The following is an 18,059-nucleotide window of genomic DNA, read 5'->3' as shown; positions in this document are numbered from 1 at the left end:
CTGCTGGTCGCCCTCGGCTACGCCGAGACGCACCTCGACGGCCACCGCGGCGAACCCAGCGCCAGCGGCGGCTACGGCGTGATGCACCTGGTCAGCAACCCGTCCAACCACTCGCTGGAGAAGGCCGCCGAGCTGACCAGCCTCCCGGCCGGCAAGCTGAAGACCGACGACACGGCCAACGTCCTCGGCGGCGCCGCCGTCCTGCGCTCCCACGCCGACGCGCTGGGCCTGGACGACAGCGCCAAGAAGGACATCGGCCGCTGGTACCCGGCCGTCGCCGCCTACGGCGCCGCCAAGTCCCCCGAACTGGCCCGCCTGTACGCCGACGCCGTGTACGAGCAGCTCGGCCTCGGCCTCACCGCCGCCGGCGTGCAGGTCAAGCCGCAGGAGGTCACCGCCGACCGCGGCGAGCTGGCCAAGGCCCGCGACCTGACCGGGCAGGCCGAGGTCGCCAGCCCCGACTACCCGCCGGCCGCCTGGGTCGCCGCCAGCTCCAGCAACTACCGGGTCTCCAACCGTGAGACCAGCTACAACATCGACCGGGTGGTCATCCACGTGACCCAGGGCTCGTACGCGGGCACCATCTCCTGGTTCCAGAATCCCGCCGCCCAAGTCTCGGCCCACTACGTGGTCAAGTCCTCCAACGGCGCCATCACCCAGATGGTCCGGGACAAGGACGTCGCCTGGCACGCGGGCAACTCCAGCTTCAACAACCGGTCCATCGGCATCGAGCACGAGGGCTTCGTCAACGACGCCTCGTGGTTCACCGACGCCATGTACCGGGCCTCGGCCGCCCTGACGCGCTACCTGTGCGACAAGTACGGCATCCCGAAGAACCGCACCGGCATCGTCGGCCACAGCGAGGTGCCCGGCGCGACCCACACCGACCCGGGTCCGAACTGGAACTGGACCACGTACATGAACTACGTGAACGGCGGCGGCGGCACCCCGTCGTGGACGACCACGGTCGACAACGACACCGCCGGCCAGTTCACCGCCAGCGCCAACTGGGGCACCTCCGCCTACTCCAGCCAGCGTCACGGCGCCGACTACCGCTTCGCCGACCCGGTCGCCTCCAGCGACCCGGCCTGGTACCAGGCGGCCATCCCCAGCGCGGGCACGTACACGGTGGAGGTCTGGTATCCGGACGACCCCGGCTACAACAGCTCGGCCCCGTACATCGTGGCCACGTCGAGCGGCAACCAGACGGTGTACGTGGACCAGCGCTCCGGAGGGGGCGCCTGGAAGAGCATCGGCAGCTTCTCGCTGAACGCGGGCACCGCCAACGTCGTCGCGGTCAGCCGCTGGACCTCCGGCACGGGCCTCGTCATCGCCGACGCGGTCCGCATCAGCAAGCCCTGATCACCGCATCTGGTACGGCCCGTGGCCGCTTGGCCCGGGCCGTACTTGTTCGTCGCACCCAAATAAAAGTAGATAAATATAGGCACATTCACTAATCAGTAACTGCCCTCTTTGCACGCCCATGCAAAAGATGTTAGATGGAGGGGTCCTGGCCGATCACGCATCGGGGCGAGGAGGGTCGCGCGTATGGCGCTGGTTCTCGACGGCGTCCGTGTAAGGCAGCGCGGGGAGACGTGGCTGCACGACATCCACCTGGAGCTTTCCAGCGGAATGACCACCCTCGTCGGCCCCATGAACGCGGGGAAGACGACGTTGATGCGGGTCGTGGGCGGGCTGCGGCCGCCGGACGCGGGCCGGGTCATGGTCAACGGAAAAGACGTCACCTCAATTTCCGTGCGTAAACGATCGGTCGCCTTCGTCTATCAGCAATTCATCAATTATCCGTCGCTCTCGGTGTACGAGAACATCGCCTCGCCGCTGCGCATGTCACGTTCCTTTCCGAAGAAAGATATCGACGGCCGGGTGCGCGAGATCGCGGAAATCATGGGCATCGGCGAGCTGCTGGAGCGCAGGCCCGCGGAGCTGTCCGGCGGCCAGCAGCAGCGCACGGCGATCGCCCGCGCGCTGGCCAAGCCGGTGGACGTGCTGCTGCTCGACGAGCCGCTCGCCAACCTCGACTTCAAGCTGCGCGAGCAGTTACGGGCCGACCTGAAGGCCATGTTCGCCGACTCGCGCAGCGTGGTCCTGTACTCGACGGCCGACCCGGCCGAGGCGCTGACGTTCGCCTCGCCGACGGTCGTGCTGGGCGAGGGCCGGGTCCGGCACACCGGGGACGTGGCCGACATGTACGCGCAGCCGCCGACACTGGACGTCGCGGCGACGCTCAGCGACCCGCCGCTGAACCTGCTGCCCGGCGTCGTGCGCGACGGCCGGATCGAGTGCCTGGGCGTCTCGTTCCCATCCCCCGGGGCGCACGCCTCCGGCCGCCAGGTGATCCTGGCCGTGCGGCCGCACCAGGTGACGATCGAGCGGACCGGGTCCGGCGCGCTGGCGTTCCCGGCCGAGATCAGGCTGGCGGAGGTGACGGGCAGCTCGACGTTCCTGCACCTGCTGCTGGCGGACGGACTGACGGGCGGGCAGGCGGGTGAGCAGGCGGGCGGACGTCACCTGGTCGCCCAGCTCTCCGGCACCCAGCTGTTCACGCCGGGCGAGCGCGCGACGGCGTACGTGGACCCGGCGCACATCTTCGTCTTCGACGAGGTCGGCGGCAGGCTCCTGGCCACGTCGGCGGCGGAGGTCGACCTGCATGGCTGACATCCGGCTCGAAGGCGTGGGCCACAGCTACGACGGCGGCAGGACGTGGGCGCTGCGGCCGATGACGTGGACGTGGCGCAGCTCCAGGGCGTACGCGTTGCTCGGCCCGAGCGGCTGCGGCAAGACGACGCTGCTCAACATCATCTCGGGGCTGATCTCCCCGACCGTCGGCCGCGTCTTCTTCGACGACCGCGAGGTCACCGCCGTGCCCACGGCGGGCCGCAACATCGCGCAGGTCTTCCAGTTCCCGGTCCTGTACGAGGAGATGTCGGTCTACGACAACCTCGCCTTCCCGCTCCGCAACCGCAAGGTCCCCAAGCCGGAGATCGACCGGCGGGTACGCCGCGTCTCCGAGCTGCTCGGCCTGGACGACCAGCTCAGACGCCGATCGCGGCGGCTGGACGCGGGGCGGCAGCAGATCGTCAGCCTGGGCCGCGGCCTGGTCCGCCCCGAGGTTGCCGCCGTGCTGCTCGACGAGCCGCTGACCGTCGTGGACCCGGCGCTGAAGTGGACGCTGCGCAGCAAGCTCAAGGAGATCCACCGCGACACCGGGCACACGCTCATCTACGTCACGCACGACCAGACCGAGGCGCTGACGTTCGCCGACGAGGTGGTGGTGCTGAACGAGGGCGCCATCGTGCAGGCGGGCGAGCCGGCGGAGCTGTTCCTGTCGCCGGCGCACGAGTTCGTCGGGCACTTCATCGGCTCGCCGGGCATGAACGTGATCCCGGCCGAGATCACCGCGGACGGCCTGGTCCGGGTCGGCGACACCGACGTGGGCCGCGCGCTCGGCGACACCGGCGCGGACCGCGCGGCCGGGGAAGCGCCGGCTCCGGGGCCGGTGCGGGTCGGGGTGCGGCCCGAGTTCGCGGTGCTCGGCGGTGACCCCGTCTCCCCCGGCCTGCCCGTACGGGTGACGGGCGTCGACCGGATGGGCGCCTACAACCTGGTACACGTCGAGGCCGGCGGCCACCCGGTGATCGCCAGGACCGACGCGGAGGCCCGCTTCAAGCCCGGCGACACCGAGTACCTGCGCCTCCCGCCCGACCGGACCTTCCTGTACCGGGACGCGGTGAGATGCGGGGCGGTGGGGCCGGTCGACGGGCCGGCTCACGGGGAGGGGGAGCAGTGAGCGAGCAGAGCACCGCCGTCGCGGGCGGCGAGGCCGGAACCGCCGCCACGACTAAGGAGGCGGCCGACGCGCAGGCCCCCGTCAAGCCGAAGAACAACCGGGCCTGGTTCCTGGTCCTGCCGGTCGTCGTCTCGGTGGCGTTCACCGCGGTCATCCCGCTGATGACGGTGGTCAACTTCTCCGTCCAGGACGTCTTCAGCCCCGACGACCGGATCTTCGTGGGCCTGGAGTGGTTCCGCTCGGTCGCCCGCGACCCCGAGGTCCGCGCCGCCTTCGTGCGGACGCTGATCTTCTCGGCGCAGGTGCTGCTGCTGGAGATCCCGCTGGGCGTGGCGCTGGCGGTGGCGATGCCGCGCCGCGGGGTGTGGGTGTCGGTCGCGCTGGTGCTGGTCGCGCTGCCGCTGCTGATCCCGTGGAACGTCGTGGGCACCATCTGGCAGATCTTCGCCCGCCCGGACATCGGCCTGGGCGGCTGGGCGATCAACAACGTGCTCGGGCTCGACTTCAACTACACGCTCGACTCGACCGACGCGTGGATCACCGTCCTGATCATGGACGTGTGGCACTGGACGCCGCTGGTCGCGCTGCTGGCGTACGCGGGGCTGCGCTCGATCCCGCAGCCGTACTTCCAGGCCGCGCAGATCGACGGCGCCTCGGCCTGGGCGGTCTTCCGGCACATCCAGCTGCCGAGGCTGCGCGGGGTGCTGACGATCGCGATCCTGCTCAGGTTCATGGACAGCTTCATGATCTACACCGAGCCGTTCGTGGTGACCGGCGGCGGGCCGGGGAACGCGACCTCGTTCCTCAGCATCCTGCTGTCGAAGATCGCCGTCGGGCAGTTCGACCTGGGGCCGGCGGGCGCGTTCTCGCTGCTGTACTTCCTGTTCGTGCAGATCCTCTGTTACGTCTTCTTCACCGTGCTGACCAGGTCGGGGAGGTGAGCGCGATGGCGAGGACGACCGGGCGGCGGCTGCCGTGGGCACGGACGGTGTTCTGGCTGTACGCGGCCACGCTGATGCTGCCGATCCTGTGGATGTTCGGCATGTCGATCCGCCCGAACGACGACATCCTCGGCAGCTTCTCGCTGCTGCCGCAGCGGGTGACGTTCGAGAACTACACGACGTTCTTCACGGACTCGGCCTGGTACTCCAGCTACCTGAACTCGATCGTCTACACGTCGATGAACGCGGTGTTCTCGCTGATCGTGGCGTTGCCGGCGGCGTACGCGTTCTCGCGGTTCAGGTTCGCCGGGGACAAGCACCTGTTCTTCTGGCTGCTGACGAACCGGATGGCCCCACCGGCCGTGTTCCTCCTCCCCTTTTTCCAGATTTATCAGGCTGTGGGGTTGTTCGACACGCATCTCGGGGTCGCCATCGCGCACATGCTGTTCAACGTCCCCCTGGCGGTCTGGATCCTCGAAGGGTTCATGTCCGGCATCCCCCGCGAGATCGACGAGACGGCGGCGATCGACGGCTACTCCCTGCCGCGCTTCTTCGTCAAGATCTTCCTGCCGATGATCCGGTCGGCGGTCGGCGTCACCCTGTTCTTCTGCTTCATGTTCAGCTGGGTCGAGCTGCTCATCGCCAGGACCATCACCTCGGTCAACGCCAAGCCCATCGCCGCCACGATGACGCGGACCGTGAGCGCGGCCGGGGTGGACTGGGGGCTGCTGGCCACCGCCGGAGTGCTGACGATCATCCCCGGCGCCATCGTCATCTGGTTCGTGCGCAATTACGTGGCCAAGGGCTTCGCGCTGGGGAGGGTCTGACGTGCAGTGGATGGTCTGGACCCTCCCGACAGCGATGGTCTTCGCCGGCCTGGCGCTGCTGCTGGCCGGCATGGCGATCTGGGGCCACTTCTCGCCGCCGGTGGCGCGGCGCGGGTTCCTGCGCATCGAGACCGACCGCGGCGACCGGCTGTACATCGGCCTGATCAGCGCCGCCGTCGTCCTGGCCGGCTGGATCGCCGTCACCGACCTGTCCATGTGGCTGGCCCTCGCGTGCGCGCTGGCCGTCGCGATCGTCATCGGGGTTTGGGGCTGACAACAGTGAGGAGTTAGCGATGAGACGTCCCACGGGCAGGGCCGCGATGGCGGGCCTGGCAGCGCTCGTCCTGACCGCGACCGCCTGCGCGTCCGGAGAGCAGAAACCGTCGAGCAGCTTCACCGAGGCCCAGGGCAAGGCCGCGGCCCAGAAGTGGGTGAGCGGCGAGTTCACGCCGAGCACCCTGTCGAAGGACCAGCAACTGGCCGAGATGGACTGGTTCACCAAGGCCGCGGCCCCGTACCGCGGCATGGAGATCAACGTCGTCTCCGAGACGATCACCACCCACGAGTACGAGTCGCAGCAGCTCGCCAAGGCGTTCACCGACATCACCGGGATCAAGGTCAAGCACGACCTGATCCAGGAGGGCGACGTCATCGAGAAGCTCCAGACGCAGATCCAGGGCAACCAGAACATCTACGACGCCTACGTCAACGACTCCGACCTCATCGGCACCCACTCGCGCGGCGACTACGTCGTCCCGCTGTCGGACTACATGGCCGGGGAGGGCAAGGCGATCACCTCGCCGACGCTGGACCTGAACGACTTCATCGGCATCAGCTTCACCACCGGCCCGGACAAGAAGCTGTACCAGCTTCCCGACCAGCAGTTCGCCAACCTCTACTGGTTCCGCTACGACTGGTTCACCGACCCGGCGATCAAGAAGCAGTTCAAGGACGCCTACGGCTACGACCTCGGCGTCCCGGTCAACTGGGCGGCCTACGAGGACATCGCCGACTTCTTCACCAACAAGGTCAACGGCAACGGCACCGTCGACGGCAAGAAGGTCTACGGCCACATGGACTACGGCCGCAAGGACCCCTCGCTCGGCTGGCGGTTCACCGACGCGTGGCTGTCCATGGCCGGCAACGGTGACCCGGGCATCCCGAACGGCCTGCCGGTCGACGAATGGGGCATCCGTGTGGAGAACTGCCGCCCGGTCGGCTCCTCGGTCACCCGCGGCGGCGACGTCAACGGGCCCGCCTCCGTCTACGCGCTGACCAAGTACGTGGACTGGCTGAAGAAGTACGCGCCGAAGGAGGCGGCGGGCATGAACTTCAGCGAGGCCGGGCCGGTCCCCGCGCAGGGCAACATCGCCCAGCAGATCTTCTGGTACACCACGTTCACCGCCGACATGACCAAGCCGGGCCTGCCGGTCGTCAACGGCGACGGGACGCCGAAGTGGCGCATCGCGCCCAGCCCGCACGGCTCGTACTGGAAGGACGGCAACAAGCTGGGCTACCAGGACGCCGGCTCGTGGACCCTGCTGAAGAACACCCCCAAGGAGCGCAGGGCGGCGGCCTGGCTGTACGCGCAGTTCGTCACGTCCAAGACGGTCTCGCTGAAGAAGTCGATCAAGGGCCTGACGTTCATCCGCGACTCCGACGTCAAGAGCGACTACTTCAAGGAGAACGCGGCCAAGTACGGCGGCCTGATCGAGTTCTACAACTCCCCCGCCCGCAAGCAGTGGACCCCGACCGGCACCAACGTCCCCGACTACCCGAAGCTCGCCCAGCTCTGGTGGCAGAACGTGGCCACCGCGGTCACCGGCGAGACCACGGCCCAGCAGTCGATGGACAACCTGGCCAAGCAGCAGGACGACATCCTGTCCAGGCTGGAGCGGCGCGGCTACGGCGGGAACTGCGCGCCCAAGCTGAACCCCGAGCAGCCGGCCCAGTACTGGCTGGACCAGCCGGGCGCCCCCGCGCCGAAACTGGCCGACGAACGCGGCAAGCCGGCCACGCTCGACTACGACAAACTGATCGCGACCTGGAAGCAGGGAGGCTGATTCCCGGATCTGTCGGTCCTCTGCCTTAATGTGCCTACGCGGCCCGTCAGCACGAATGATTGGATCGAAGCCGTGGAGGCCTCAGTCGAGCAGCTTGTGTACGTCCGTGAGGACGAATACACCGTTGCCCGGATGAGTGCCGACGACGTTCCTCATTTCGTGGCGGCGGGCCGGGCACTGGCGGGCATCCAGCCGGGCGAGACCGTCGACCTGAGCGGCGAGTGGGCCGAGCACCACCGCCACGGCCGCCGCTTCACGGTCACGGCCTGCGAGCGCGTGGTGCCCTCCACCGTACGGGCCATCCAGCTCTACCTCGGCTCGGGCCTGGTCCGCGGCATCGGGCCGCGGCTGGCCCAGGCCATCGTCGGCCACTTCGGCGAGGCGACGCTGACCGTCATCGACACCGCGCCCGGACGGCTGACCGAGGTGCTCAACATCGGCCCGGCCCGGCAGGGCCAGATCGTGGAGGCGTGGCGGGAGCAGAAGGAGATCGCCGCGCTGATGGTGGTCCTGCAAGGCTTCGGGGTCAGCCCACTGCTGGCCGCCAAGATCTTCCAGGTGTACGGCACCGAGTCGGCGGAGATCGTCCGGACCGACCCGTACCAGCTCATCGGCAGGGTCAGGGGCATCGCGTTCACCACGGCGGACCGCATCGCCCTGCAGTCGGGCGTGCCGGCGAGCAGCCCGCAGCGGATCAAGGCGGCGCTGCTCGACCGGCTGGAGGGCGCCGCCGCCCGCGGCGGCCACTGCTTCCTGTCGATGACCGCGCTGCTCACCCAGACCGCCGAGCTGGTCGAACAGGACCAGGACAGGATCAGGCCGATGATCGACGCGCTCACGGCCGAGCGCCGGGTGGTCGTCGAGGCGGGCCCCGACCAGCTCGTCGTCTACGGCAAGGAGCTGCACAGCCGCGAGGTCAAGCTGGCCGAGCAGCTGGCCAGGCTCTGCCAGGCCCGCTCGACGCTGCCCATGCGCGCCTTCAAGGAGGACCAGACGCTCCACGACGACCAGCGCGCGGCCGTCAACATGGCGCTGACCAGCACTGTCTCCATCCTCACCGGCGGTCCGGGCTGCGGCAAGAGCCACACCGTGCGGGTGATCGCGGCCACCGCGCGGGCGATGGGCGGCCGGGTGACGCTCACCGCGCCCACCGGCAAGGCGGCCAAGCGCCTGTCGGAGCTGACCGGGCTGCCCGCGATGACCGTCCACCGGATGCTGGCCCACCAGCCCGACCCCGACGCGCTGTTCGACCAGGTGCCCGCGCAGGCCGACCTGATCGTGGTGGACGAGGCGTCCATGCTGGACCTGCACCTGGCCACGCGGCTCTCCTCGGCCGTCCCGTCCGGCAGCCACCTGCTGCTCGTCGGCGACAGCGACCAGCTCCCCAGCATCGGCCCCGGCAGCGTGCTGGCCGACCTGCTGCGCGTCGAGGAGATCCCGCGCGTACGGCTCACGCACGTCTTCCGCCAGGCCGACGGCAGCGGCATCATCCGCAACGCCCACCGCATCAGGGCCGGGCGGCTGCCTGCGACGCCGGGCGGCGGCGGGTTCTGGTTCGAGGAGCTCGACGACCCCGAGGCCGTGGCCGAGCGGGTCGTCCACCTGGCCACGGTGGCGATCCCCCGCAAACAGGGCGTCGAGCCCGGCCAGGTGCAGGTGCTGTGCCCGATGCGCAAGGGCTCGGCCGGCACCGCCGAGCTCGGCCGCAAGCTCCAGGAGCGGCTCAACCCCGCCGCCGCCGGGCGGCCCGAGCACTGGTACGGCACGTCGGCCTTCCGCGTCGGCGACCGCGTCATGCCGATCCGCAACAACTACGACAAGGGCGTCTTCAACGGCGAGACCGGCACGGTGACCGGCATCACCCCCGAGCAGCGGCTCGTGGAGATCCTCATCGACGACGGCGACACCGTCACCTACGGCTTCGACGAGCTCGACGACCTCACCCACGCGTACGCGATCAGCGTGCACCGCTCGCAGGGCAGCGAGTACCCGTTCGTGGTGGCGCCGATCGTCGCCGAGTCGGGCGGCATCATGCTGCGCCGCAGGCTCCTCTACACCCTGGTCACCCGGGCCAGGTCGTGGGTGGTGCTGGTCGGCGAGCGCAAGGCTCTCGAACTCGCGGTCGCCAGGCTCGGCGACCGCCGCAACACCGGCCTCACCCGCCGGCTGGCACACCTCTTGTGAAGGAGCACCATGGCCATCGACTTCACCCTCGCCCCCGAGCACGAGGCGATCCGCGACCGGGTCCGTACCTTCATCCAGGACACGGTCATCCCGGCCGTGGAGGAGGTGCCGGAGAGCGACCGCGACGCCTACCTCCGCACGATCTTCCGGCTGCGCGAGAAGGCCAAGGCCGAAGGGCTGTGGCTGCCGCACATGCCGAAGGAGTGGGGCGGCATGGGCCTCGGCCACGTCGAGCTGGCCATGGTGCAGTCGGAGGCGGCCAAGACCCGGCTCGGCCCCTGGGTGCTCAACTGCAGCGCCCCCGACGAGGGCAACATGCACACCCTGCTGCACTGGGCCGACAAGGCGCAGAAGGAGAAGTACCTGCGCCCGCTGCTCGACGGGGTGAAGATGTCCTGCTTCGCGATGACCGAGCCGGAGGTCGCCGGCTCCGACCCCACGCTGATCCGCACGCACGCCGTCAAGGACGGCGACGAATGGGTGATCAACGGCCACAAGTGGTTCATCTCCAACGCCCGCCGGGCCTCCTTCGCCATCCTCATCGCCCGCACCGAGCCCGACGTGCCCGAGGGCTCACGCGGCGCGAACACCGCCTTCCTCGTCGACATCCCCTCCGACGGCTGGAACGACATCCGCGAGGTCGAGACCATGCACGGCTCGACCGGCCACAGCGAGATCGTCATCACCGACCTGCGCGTCCCCGACTCGCAGGTGCTGGGCGGGCGCGGCAACGGCCACCGCCTCGGCCAGTACCGCCTCGGCCCGGCCCGCCTGGCCCACTGCATGCGCTGGATCTCCCAGGCCGAGACCGCGCTGGACATGATGGTCGACCGCGCCCTCAAGCGCTACAGCCACGGCTCCCTGCTGGCCGACAAGCAGGGCGTGCAGTGGCTGATCGCCGACTCGGCCATGGAGCTGTACCAGTGCAAGCTGATGGTGCTGCACGCGGCGTACAAGATCGACCGGGGCGAGGACTTCCGTACGGAGGTGTCGATGGCCAAGCACTTCGTGGCCAACAGCCTGAACCGGATCCTCGACCGGGCCATTCAGGTGCACGGGGCGCTGGGGTACTCGACGGACACGCCGCTGGCGAACATGTTCCAGCACGCCCGGTGGGCTCGGTTCGCGGACGGGGCGGACGAGATCCACCAGATGCGGATCGCGGAGCGGACCATCGCGGCGTACCGAGCATCTGGGACGACCAGCGCAGCCACCGGCGGCCTGCCCCTGTGACCGGCGCGCCGGAGACGTGAGCTTGACCTTGACACAGTGACAAGCTCTTCACTGTTGCCAAGGAGGTGGTCCCGATGACCATGCGGCAACAGGACACGGAGCTCGTTCGCGCTGTCCAGGGGCTGGAGGACGGCGACTCGTCGGTGCGGCTGAGGGCGGCGATGGCGGTCGGCACGGCCCCCGACCCCCGTCTCATCGGCAAGCTCGTCGAACGGTGCGCGATCGAACCCGCCTTCCACGTGCGCGACATGCTGACGTGGGCCCTCACTCGCCACCCGGCGTCGATGACGGTCCCCGAGCTTCTGGGGCAACTCCGCTCCGGGCGTGCCCAGGCCCGGAGCCAGGCGCTGCACACCCTCTCCAAGATCGGGGACCGGGGGGCGTGGCCGGCGATCACACCGGAGCTGCTGTCCGACGCCGACGACGAGGTGGCGCGCAGCGCCTGGCGGACGGCGGTCGTCCTCGTGCCGGAAGGGGAGGAGGCCGAGCTGGCCGCGGCGCTGTCGACCCAGCTCGGGCGCGGCGGACGCGAGACGCGGCTCAGCCTCAGCCGGGCGCTGGCCGCGCTCGGCGAGGTGGCCGCGCCCACGCTGAGCGCCGCCATGACGGACCCCGACCCGCGCGTACGCGCCCACGCGGCCGCCACGGAACGGTTGCTGCACGACCCGGACGCCGGATTCGAGCTCGCGATCGAGGAGGCCAAGCGCGTCGTGGCGCTCGGCAGCACCGGCCAGGAGGGATGATGGGCCGTGTTGATCGGTGACGTGGCACGACGGTCCGGGGTCAGCGCCCGCATGCTCAGGCACTACGAGTCGCTCGGCCTGGTGCGGCCGACGGGCCGCAGCGGCGCGGGCTACCGCGAGTACTCCGGCGAGGACATCCGGCGGATCTTCCAGATCGAGAGCCTGCGGTCGCTGGGGCTGTCGTTGCGTGAGGTCAGGCGTGCCCTCGACGATCCTGGCTTCACCCCTTCAGAGCTCGTCGAGGATCTCATCCGCCAGACCCGGGAACGCATCGCGGCAGAGACGGAGCTGCTCACCCGCCTGCGCCGGATCAACGCCGCGGACCCTTCCGGCTGGGAGGACGTCCTCCAGATCGTCGCGCTCTTGCAGGCATTGGGCTCGAAGAGCGCCGGCAGGCGCCAGCACGCGGCCCTGTCCTCGATCGAGGAGGCCGCGATGCCGGTGGAAGCGCTGGTCGAGGCAGCCCTGAGCGAGACGGACACCAACGTCGCCGGAGCCCTCCGCTGGGCTCTGGCACGTTCGGGTGACGACGCCCTGGCACCGCTGGCGCAGGGCCTCGCCTCACCAGCGGCCGAGGTGCGCGAACGCGCCGTCCAGGCCATCACCGAGATCCCGGGCGGCGCGGCGACCACGCTCCTGCGGGACGCCCTCACGAACCCCGACACCGCGGTCCGCCGGCACGCGGCTCTGGCGCTGGGGACACGCGGGGTGGCCGACGCGATCCCGACGCTCATCGACATGGTCGTCCAGGGGACGAACGACGTCGACGCGGCCGACGCGCTGAGCGCGCTGGCGAGCCACTCCGCGCTGACGGACCAGATCGCCTCCAAGCTCGTCGATCGCCTGACCCACGGCACCGTGGAACCGGCCGCACGCCGGCGGCTGACGGAGGCGCTCGCCGACATCCCCGGCACGACGGCGTCCCGAGCGCTCGCGGATCTGTCCCATGACGAGGATCGTGCGGTTGCGCTCACGGCGACGTACATCCTCGGCATACGCGACGCACGCTGACGGACCTCGTCCTCGTGGCTCGGCAGGTGAGTGTCTTCTCCTGGATCCTCGCCGATGGGTGATCTTCCCCGAGGCAGGCTCTAGCGGTCGATCTTGTCCAGCTCGGCGAGTTCCTCGCCGGAGAGCAAGAGCCCCGCGCCGGCGACGTTCTCCCGCAGATGCGCCACCGACGACGTGCCAGGAATGAGCAGGATGTTCGGTGACCGTCGCAGCAGCCAGGCCAGGGCGACCGACATCGGCGTCGCCTCCAGCCGGGCGGCCACGGCGGACAGCGCCGTGGACTGCAGCGGGGTGAAGCCGCCGAGCGGGAAGAACGGCACGTACGCGACGCCTTTGGCAGCGAGGTCGTCGATCAGCTCGTCGTCCTGGCGGTGGGCGAGGTTGTACATGTTCTGCACGCACACGATCGGCGCGACCGCCTGCGCCTCAGCGACCTGTTCCGCCGTCGCGTTGCTCACTCCCAGATGCCGGATCAGGCCCTGCCGCTGGAGTTCGGCGAGAGCCTCGAAGGGCTCGGCGAGCGAGCCGGGCCGGGGGCCCTGGGCGTCGCCGAGCCGGAGGTTGACCACGTCGAGCGCGTCGAGGCCGAGGTCCTTGAGGTTCTCGTGAACGGCGCGGCGCAGGTCCTCGGACCGCCGGGCCGGTGGCCAGCCACCCTGCTGATCGCGGACCGCGCCGACCTTGGTCACGATGTGCAGCGATTCGGGGTAGGGGTGCAGCGCTTCACGGATCAGCTGGTTGGTGAAGCGTGGTCCGTAGGCGCCGGCGGTGTCGATGTGGGTGATCCCGAGGTCGACGGCCTCGCGCAGGACGGCGAGTGCGCCGTCGTGGTCGGCGGGCGGTCCCATGACCCCGGGGCCGGCGAGCTGCATGGCGCCGTAGCCGAAGCGGGTGACGGTCAGGCCGCCCAGGGGCCAGGTGCCGCCGGGCAGTGACGCGGAAGGTGCGTTCATGGTGGTGTCTTTCCTGCTGAGCCGGATACTTCATGGGTCGCGTGTCACGTGATCGGCGCTCGCTGTCTGCGCGGCCCTTGCTTTGCCCATGCCGTTGATGTTCGCTCGCCGACCGGCGGCGCATCCAATACCGACCCACCGCCCGGTGATACCCGACGGGTATCACCGCATATGCTCCGCTCATGGACGTGCTGGAGACCCGCGAGCTCAGATACTTCCTGGCGGTCGCCGAGGAACTGCACTTCGGCCGGGCCGCCGAACGCCTCGGCATGGCCCAGCCGCCGCTGTCACGGGCGATCCAGCGGCTCGAACGGCGCCTCGGCGTCTCCCTGCTGAGACGTAACCGTCACGGGGTCGCCCTGACCGGCGCCGGAGAGATGCTGCTGCACGAGGGCCGCGCGGCCCTCGACGCGGTCACCGCCGCCGCCCGCCGCACCCGCCGAGCCGGCGGCGCTGACGACCCGGCAGGCCCTCGCAACCGCCTGGTGCTGGCGGTGAAGGCTGCCGCGTCCCACGAGCTGCTGCACAAACTCCTCGACGCCTACGCGGCCACATCCGACCCCGCCGAGATCGAAGTGCTGCCGAGCGGCACGTGCGAGCAGGAGGAGATGCTGCGCGACGGCCGGGCAGACGTGGCGCTCATGCACAAGCCGTTCAACTCCCTGGCCGGGTTCGACAGCCAGGAGCTGATGACCGAGGGGCAGATCGCCATCCTGCCCGCCGGGCACCCCCTCGCCGCCCGCAAGACCCTGACCATGGCCGACGTCAGCGACGTCCCCGATCTTCCGCTCGCCCGCTGGTCCCGTAACGGCATCTACCCGCCCGGTCCGGGTCCCGAGATCCACGATCAGACGCAACTGGCCCAGCTGATCGCCCTCGGACGCACCGTGGCCGTCTTCCCCGACTCCGCCCGCGCCTGGCTGTGGGCCGAGCACACCGCCGTGCCGCTGACCGACGCACCCCCTGTGGTCACCCATATCGCCTGGCCCGCGCACAGCCGCTCCCTGGCCCTCGCCGAACTGGTCCGCACAGCCACAGAGCTATGACCTCCCGTACCTTCACCCTGATGCCCCTCCGTCCGCCCCGCGATCTCAACGCCGCTTCTTGAGAATCACCGCGCCTTCATGCCGCACCTGCCAGTTAGTGCGCCACACAGCCGCCAGGAACTGGCCGACCGGCTCTCTCGTATCCCTGTTCTGCCTGGGAACGAGCCGGTCGCGGCATTGTGGGGCCGACTGTCGGCCGCCGGCCACGCTCACATCATGAAGCGCGCATTGTCCGTCCGGTCGTAGAACTCGTGCTGGCCTCGGAAACAACGCACCCGAGGCTTGTGCGATAATCACACAGTGAGCAGCGTGGAGAGCTGGAGCGAAGTCGGCGAGCGGGTCCGGGAGGCCCGGTTGGCCCATGGACTCACGCAGACGCACTTCGCCACCCAGATCGGGCTGGAACGCACCGCGCTGGTCCGGATCGAGGCGGGACAGAGGCAGATCTCCGCGCTGGAGCTGATGCGGATCGCCCAAGTCCTCCAGCTTCCCCTGGGGCACTTCGTCACGCGCCCGCCAACGGCGATCACCTCGCGACGGCAGTCTCTCGCCGACGAGGCCGATGCCACGACCCGGGAGCGGTTCCTGCTCGACGCCGCCCTCGAGGCACACGCCCGCGACACTGCCTGGTTCATCGATCGCGGTCTCCTCACCCCTCCAGCACCGCAGCCCGCGCTCACCGCCGACGACGAGGCACAGGCACGGGAGCTGGCTCAGAGCATCCGTCGCCGCGCCCGCATCGACCTGGAACCGGTAGGTTCGATGGCCGAGCTGGCCGAGTTGCTCGGCCTGTATCTGACCGTCGTCGATCGCGACGTGGAAGGAGCCTCACTCCTTCTCGACGGCTACGGGGTGGCCGTCGTGGGCGGGCAGGCGCCCCCGGGCCGCCGCAGGTTCACCGCCGCACACGAGCTGGGGCATCACGTGCTCCAGGACGCCTACCACACCGACGTCGGCGTGGCCGCCAGCGTGGACGACCGCGAACGCGTCATCGACGCCTTCGCCTCGGCGTTGCTCCTGCCCGACGACGCTCTCACCGCCCGATGGCAGAGCATCGGCGGCGATGACGCCCGCACCCGGCTGATCGCCGTTTCCGGCTCCTACCGGGTGTCCTGGTCGGTGACGGTCGCGGCTGCACACCGGCTCGGCCTGATCGACGCAGCCGAGCGCCAGAGCCTGCGCGCGTCCACGCCGGTCCGCGGTGACTTCCTTTCTGTGCTGGGGCGTGAACCCGAGCCAGATCTGGTGATCGGCGAAACCGGGCCCGACTGGCGCAGGGCCGTCCTGGCCGGTTGGCGGGAAGGCCGCCTCAACTCGGCCCGGGTGGCCGAACTGCTCCACCAGCCGCTCACCGCTGAGGACCTGCCGTCCCAAGAGACGATGCCCCTTACGCCATGACCGCCCCCACCCCCCGAACGTTCGTCTGGGACGCTTCCGCTCTCCACCATGCGGCAGCGGCCGACCGGCTCGATGTCCTGGGCACCATCGTCAGCTCGTGGCGCAACGTGACCACCGCCGCAGTCCTGGAGGAACTGACGGGCAACGGTCTGAGCGTCGTCGGCCAGAACTGGCTGGAGATCGTCCACGTCGACGGGCTGACAGAACTCGTCCTCCTGGCTCAATGGGTGAGCGTCTTCTCCTGCGCCGACCACAATCGCGGCGAGGCAACGGTCCTGGCCTGGGCCGAGGCTCACGGCGCGACCGCCATCACCGACGACCGTGACGCTCGGATCGCCGCCCGGAACGAAGGCCTGGACGTACACGGCACACTCTGGATCATCGCCGAAGGCATCCGGGCCGGAACATTGGATCGTTCCTGTGCTTCAGGCTTCGTGGACACGCTCATCGTGACCGGCGCGCGATACCCGTTCGGGAGCGGGCAGTTCCTCACCTGGGCCGAGAAGCAAGGGCTTCTGCCACCGTAGCCTCGAACGCCTTACGGCATGACCTCCTATACCGGGGAGTCGGTCATGGCGTGGCCTCGCCGGTGTGGGACATCACCAGGACATCGGCGCCGGTTTCCAGTTCGATCAGAGCGCGCATGGCCTGATAGATGCCGTGAAACTCCGACAGATGCTCGGGCGCGGGGATCACCACAGTAGTGATGTCGGGGCGGCACAGCGCTTGGAGGAGTTCCCCGAAGGCTGACCGGCGGTAGACGTGCTGGTCGGTGTAGATGGCGACCAAATCCAACCTGGATCCGACCGCGAACTCGCGCAGGGCCGCGGAGACCTTCTTGATGTCGGCGGTATCGGCGTCGGGCAGAAAGCGCATGTAACCCACCACTCGTCGCGTTGGGGAGAAAGCCGAGCCAGACAACGGCCCTGGACGCGCGACCGGATCGGCCTCGGCAGTGGGGCGGTTCGAGGCCGCCAGGCACCTCCTACTGATCACCGGCTCCGGCGCTGCGTCTTGCATGGTCACTGTGGACCTCCGTACTGGATCGGCTGGGGTCGTGCCCACAGTGACCAGTAGCTGCATATAAGGCCATGATCAATAGCGCATGGGAATATACGCTCCGCGAATATCCGGATCCGCTCCGTGAGCCCATGGTTACATTCGATACGAAGGATTCGGTGTATCCGATGCGGCGGTGAGCCTCATGACCGGCAGGCAGGTGCGGCGGTGCCGCTGCGGGACACGACTAGCGCGTGACAACACCAGCGACCGGTGCGCGGCATGCGTCACGGGTGCCCGCAGCGTCAACGACGCACCCGCCGGCCCGCCAAGAGTGCCGCCGGAGTTCTGGGACCATCCCGGCATACGGGCAGCGCTCAGCCAGTGGCACATGGGCCGTGTCATCGCCATCTACCATACCCACCCGCACCACGGGCGCCCCCTACGCCAGGAAACGGTCGCGGCGTGGGTGGGCATCACCCAACCCCAGCTCTCCAGGATCGAGAACGGCCCCGCCATGACCGACTTGGGCAGACTCACACAGTGGGCGCGATTGCTGCACATCCCGGCCGATCGATTGTGGTTCCAGGTATCGCAGCGCACAGCGTGCCCATCAACGCGTGTCCCCGTACCGGCTCCGGTTCCGGTGGCGGCGCGGGCTCCCGTCTGCGGACCGGGTGACAGTGGTGACGCTGCGGCGGTGGCGACGTGGCGGGCGGTGGACGCCCAGATCGGCGGCGCTCACCTGTACACGACCGTCACCACTTACCTGCGCGACCACCTCAGCCCCCGCCTGTTCGGCGGGGGAGGCAGTGAAGGGGCCCGGGTGTTCACCGCAGCCGCCGCACTCACC

General features: G+C 69.5%; 17 protein-coding genes. 15 read left to right on the top strand and 2 right to left on the bottom strand.

Annotated elements, in window-relative coordinates:
• The 11 genes from KME77_RS26875 to KME77_RS26825 all read left to right on the top strand — a co-directional run.
• On the top strand, window positions 1-1,362 hold a 1,362-nt coding region (locus tag KME77_RS26875; RefSeq protein ID WP_219471732.1), incomplete at its 5' end, for a golvesin C-terminal-like domain-containing protein.
• A gap of 186 nt (window positions 1,363-1,548) precedes the next feature.
• Window positions 1,549-2,676 carry an ABC transporter ATP-binding protein gene (locus tag KME77_RS26870; protein WP_219471731.1) on the top strand — a complete coding sequence of 376 codons (1,128 nt, stop codon included), beginning with the start codon at window positions 1,549-1,551 and terminating at the stop codon, window positions 2,674-2,676.
• Complete coding sequence (locus KME77_RS26865; protein ID WP_219471730.1) at window positions 2,669-3,808, top strand: ABC transporter ATP-binding protein; 1,140 nt, start codon at window positions 2,669-2,671, stop codon at window positions 3,806-3,808. Before KME77_RS26870 ends, KME77_RS26865 begins: the two co-directional genes overlap by 8 nt.
• Complete coding sequence (locus tag KME77_RS29620; RefSeq protein ID WP_219471729.1) at window positions 3,805-4,749, top strand: carbohydrate ABC transporter permease; 945 nt, start codon at window positions 3,805-3,807, stop codon at window positions 4,747-4,749. Before KME77_RS26865 ends, KME77_RS29620 begins: the two co-directional genes overlap by 4 nt.
• A gap of 5 nt (window positions 4,750-4,754) precedes the next feature.
• A complete protein-coding gene (locus KME77_RS26855; RefSeq protein ID WP_219471728.1) occupies window positions 4,755-5,576 on the top strand; it encodes a carbohydrate ABC transporter permease in 822 nt (273 codons plus the stop codon).
• A gap of 10 nt (window positions 5,577-5,586) precedes the next feature.
• Entirely contained in the window at window positions 5,587-5,850 is a 264-nt protein-coding gene (locus KME77_RS26850; protein ID WP_246610813.1) for a DUF2160 family membrane protein, read from the top strand.
• Between the two features lie 19 nt (window positions 5,851-5,869).
• The gene (locus KME77_RS26845; protein WP_219471726.1) at window positions 5,870-7,639 is read left to right on the top strand and encodes an ABC transporter substrate-binding protein; all 1,770 of its coding nucleotides are present in this window, start codon (window positions 5,870-5,872) and stop codon (window positions 7,637-7,639) included.
• Between the two features lie 30 nt (window positions 7,640-7,669).
• On the top strand, window positions 7,670-9,823 hold the full coding sequence (gene recD2 / locus KME77_RS26840) for an SF1B family DNA helicase RecD2 (protein ID WP_308250922.1): 2,154 nt from the start codon (window positions 7,670-7,672) through the stop codon (window positions 9,821-9,823).
• Window positions 9,824-9,832: 9 nt separating this feature from the next.
• A complete protein-coding gene (locus KME77_RS26835; RefSeq protein ID WP_219471724.1) occupies window positions 9,833-11,056 on the top strand; it encodes an acyl-CoA dehydrogenase family protein in 1,224 nt (407 codons plus the stop codon).
• Between the two features lie 74 nt (window positions 11,057-11,130).
• Window positions 11,131-11,799 (top strand): HEAT repeat domain-containing protein, encoded by a 669-nt coding sequence (locus KME77_RS26830; protein ID WP_219471723.1) that lies wholly within the window; start codon window positions 11,131-11,133, stop codon window positions 11,797-11,799.
• A gap of 6 nt (window positions 11,800-11,805) precedes the next feature.
• Window positions 11,806-12,810, top strand: a complete 1,005-nt coding sequence (locus KME77_RS26825) for a HEAT repeat domain-containing protein (RefSeq protein ID WP_219471722.1) — start codon at window positions 11,806-11,808, stop codon at window positions 12,808-12,810.
• Between the two features lie 80 nt (window positions 12,811-12,890).
• Here the strand turns inward: KME77_RS26825 and KME77_RS26820 are convergent, their stop codons facing one another.
• Window positions 12,891-13,763 carry an aldo/keto reductase family oxidoreductase gene (locus KME77_RS26820; protein ID WP_281424267.1) on the bottom strand — a complete coding sequence of 291 codons (873 nt, stop codon included), beginning with the start codon at window positions 13,761-13,763 and terminating at the stop codon, window positions 12,891-12,893.
• Window positions 13,764-13,945: 182 nt separating this feature from the next.
• On the opposite strand from KME77_RS26820, the gene KME77_RS26815 reads away from it, so the two are divergent.
• From KME77_RS26815 to KME77_RS26805, 3 genes are all read left to right on the top strand, one after another.
• The gene (locus KME77_RS26815; protein WP_219471721.1) at window positions 13,946-14,809 is read left to right on the top strand and encodes a LysR family transcriptional regulator; all 864 of its coding nucleotides are present in this window, start codon (window positions 13,946-13,948) and stop codon (window positions 14,807-14,809) included.
• 300 nt (window positions 14,810-15,109) lie between these two features.
• Window positions 15,110-16,207, top strand: coding sequence for a helix-turn-helix domain-containing protein (locus tag KME77_RS26810; protein WP_219471720.1), 1,098 nt, complete (start codon window positions 15,110-15,112; stop codon window positions 16,205-16,207).
• Entirely contained in the window at window positions 16,204-16,734 is a 531-nt protein-coding gene (locus tag KME77_RS26805) for a PIN domain-containing protein (protein WP_219471719.1), read from the top strand. Before KME77_RS26810 ends, KME77_RS26805 begins: the two co-directional genes overlap by 4 nt.
• Before the next feature lie 43 nt (window positions 16,735-16,777).
• Here the strand turns inward: KME77_RS26805 and KME77_RS26800 are convergent, their stop codons facing one another.
• Window positions 16,778-17,083, bottom strand: a complete 306-nt coding sequence (locus KME77_RS26800; RefSeq protein ID WP_219471718.1) for a hypothetical protein — start codon at window positions 17,081-17,083, stop codon at window positions 16,778-16,780.
• 328 nt (window positions 17,084-17,411) lie between these two features.
• On the opposite strand from KME77_RS26800, the gene KME77_RS30600 reads away from it, so the two are divergent.
• Window positions 17,412-18,059: helix-turn-helix domain-containing protein (locus tag KME77_RS30600; RefSeq protein ID WP_372451233.1), on the top strand; the 648-nt coding region annotated here is incomplete at its 3' end.

Origin of the sequence: Nonomuraea rhizosphaerae, assembly GCF_019396405.1 — a bacterium.
Classification (GTDB): domain Bacteria; phylum Actinomycetota; class Actinomycetes; order Streptosporangiales; family Streptosporangiaceae; genus Nonomuraea; species Nonomuraea rhizosphaerae.
The sequence above is the reverse complement of the archived record's forward strand: the minus strand, read 5'-3'. Positions and strand labels throughout refer to the sequence as shown.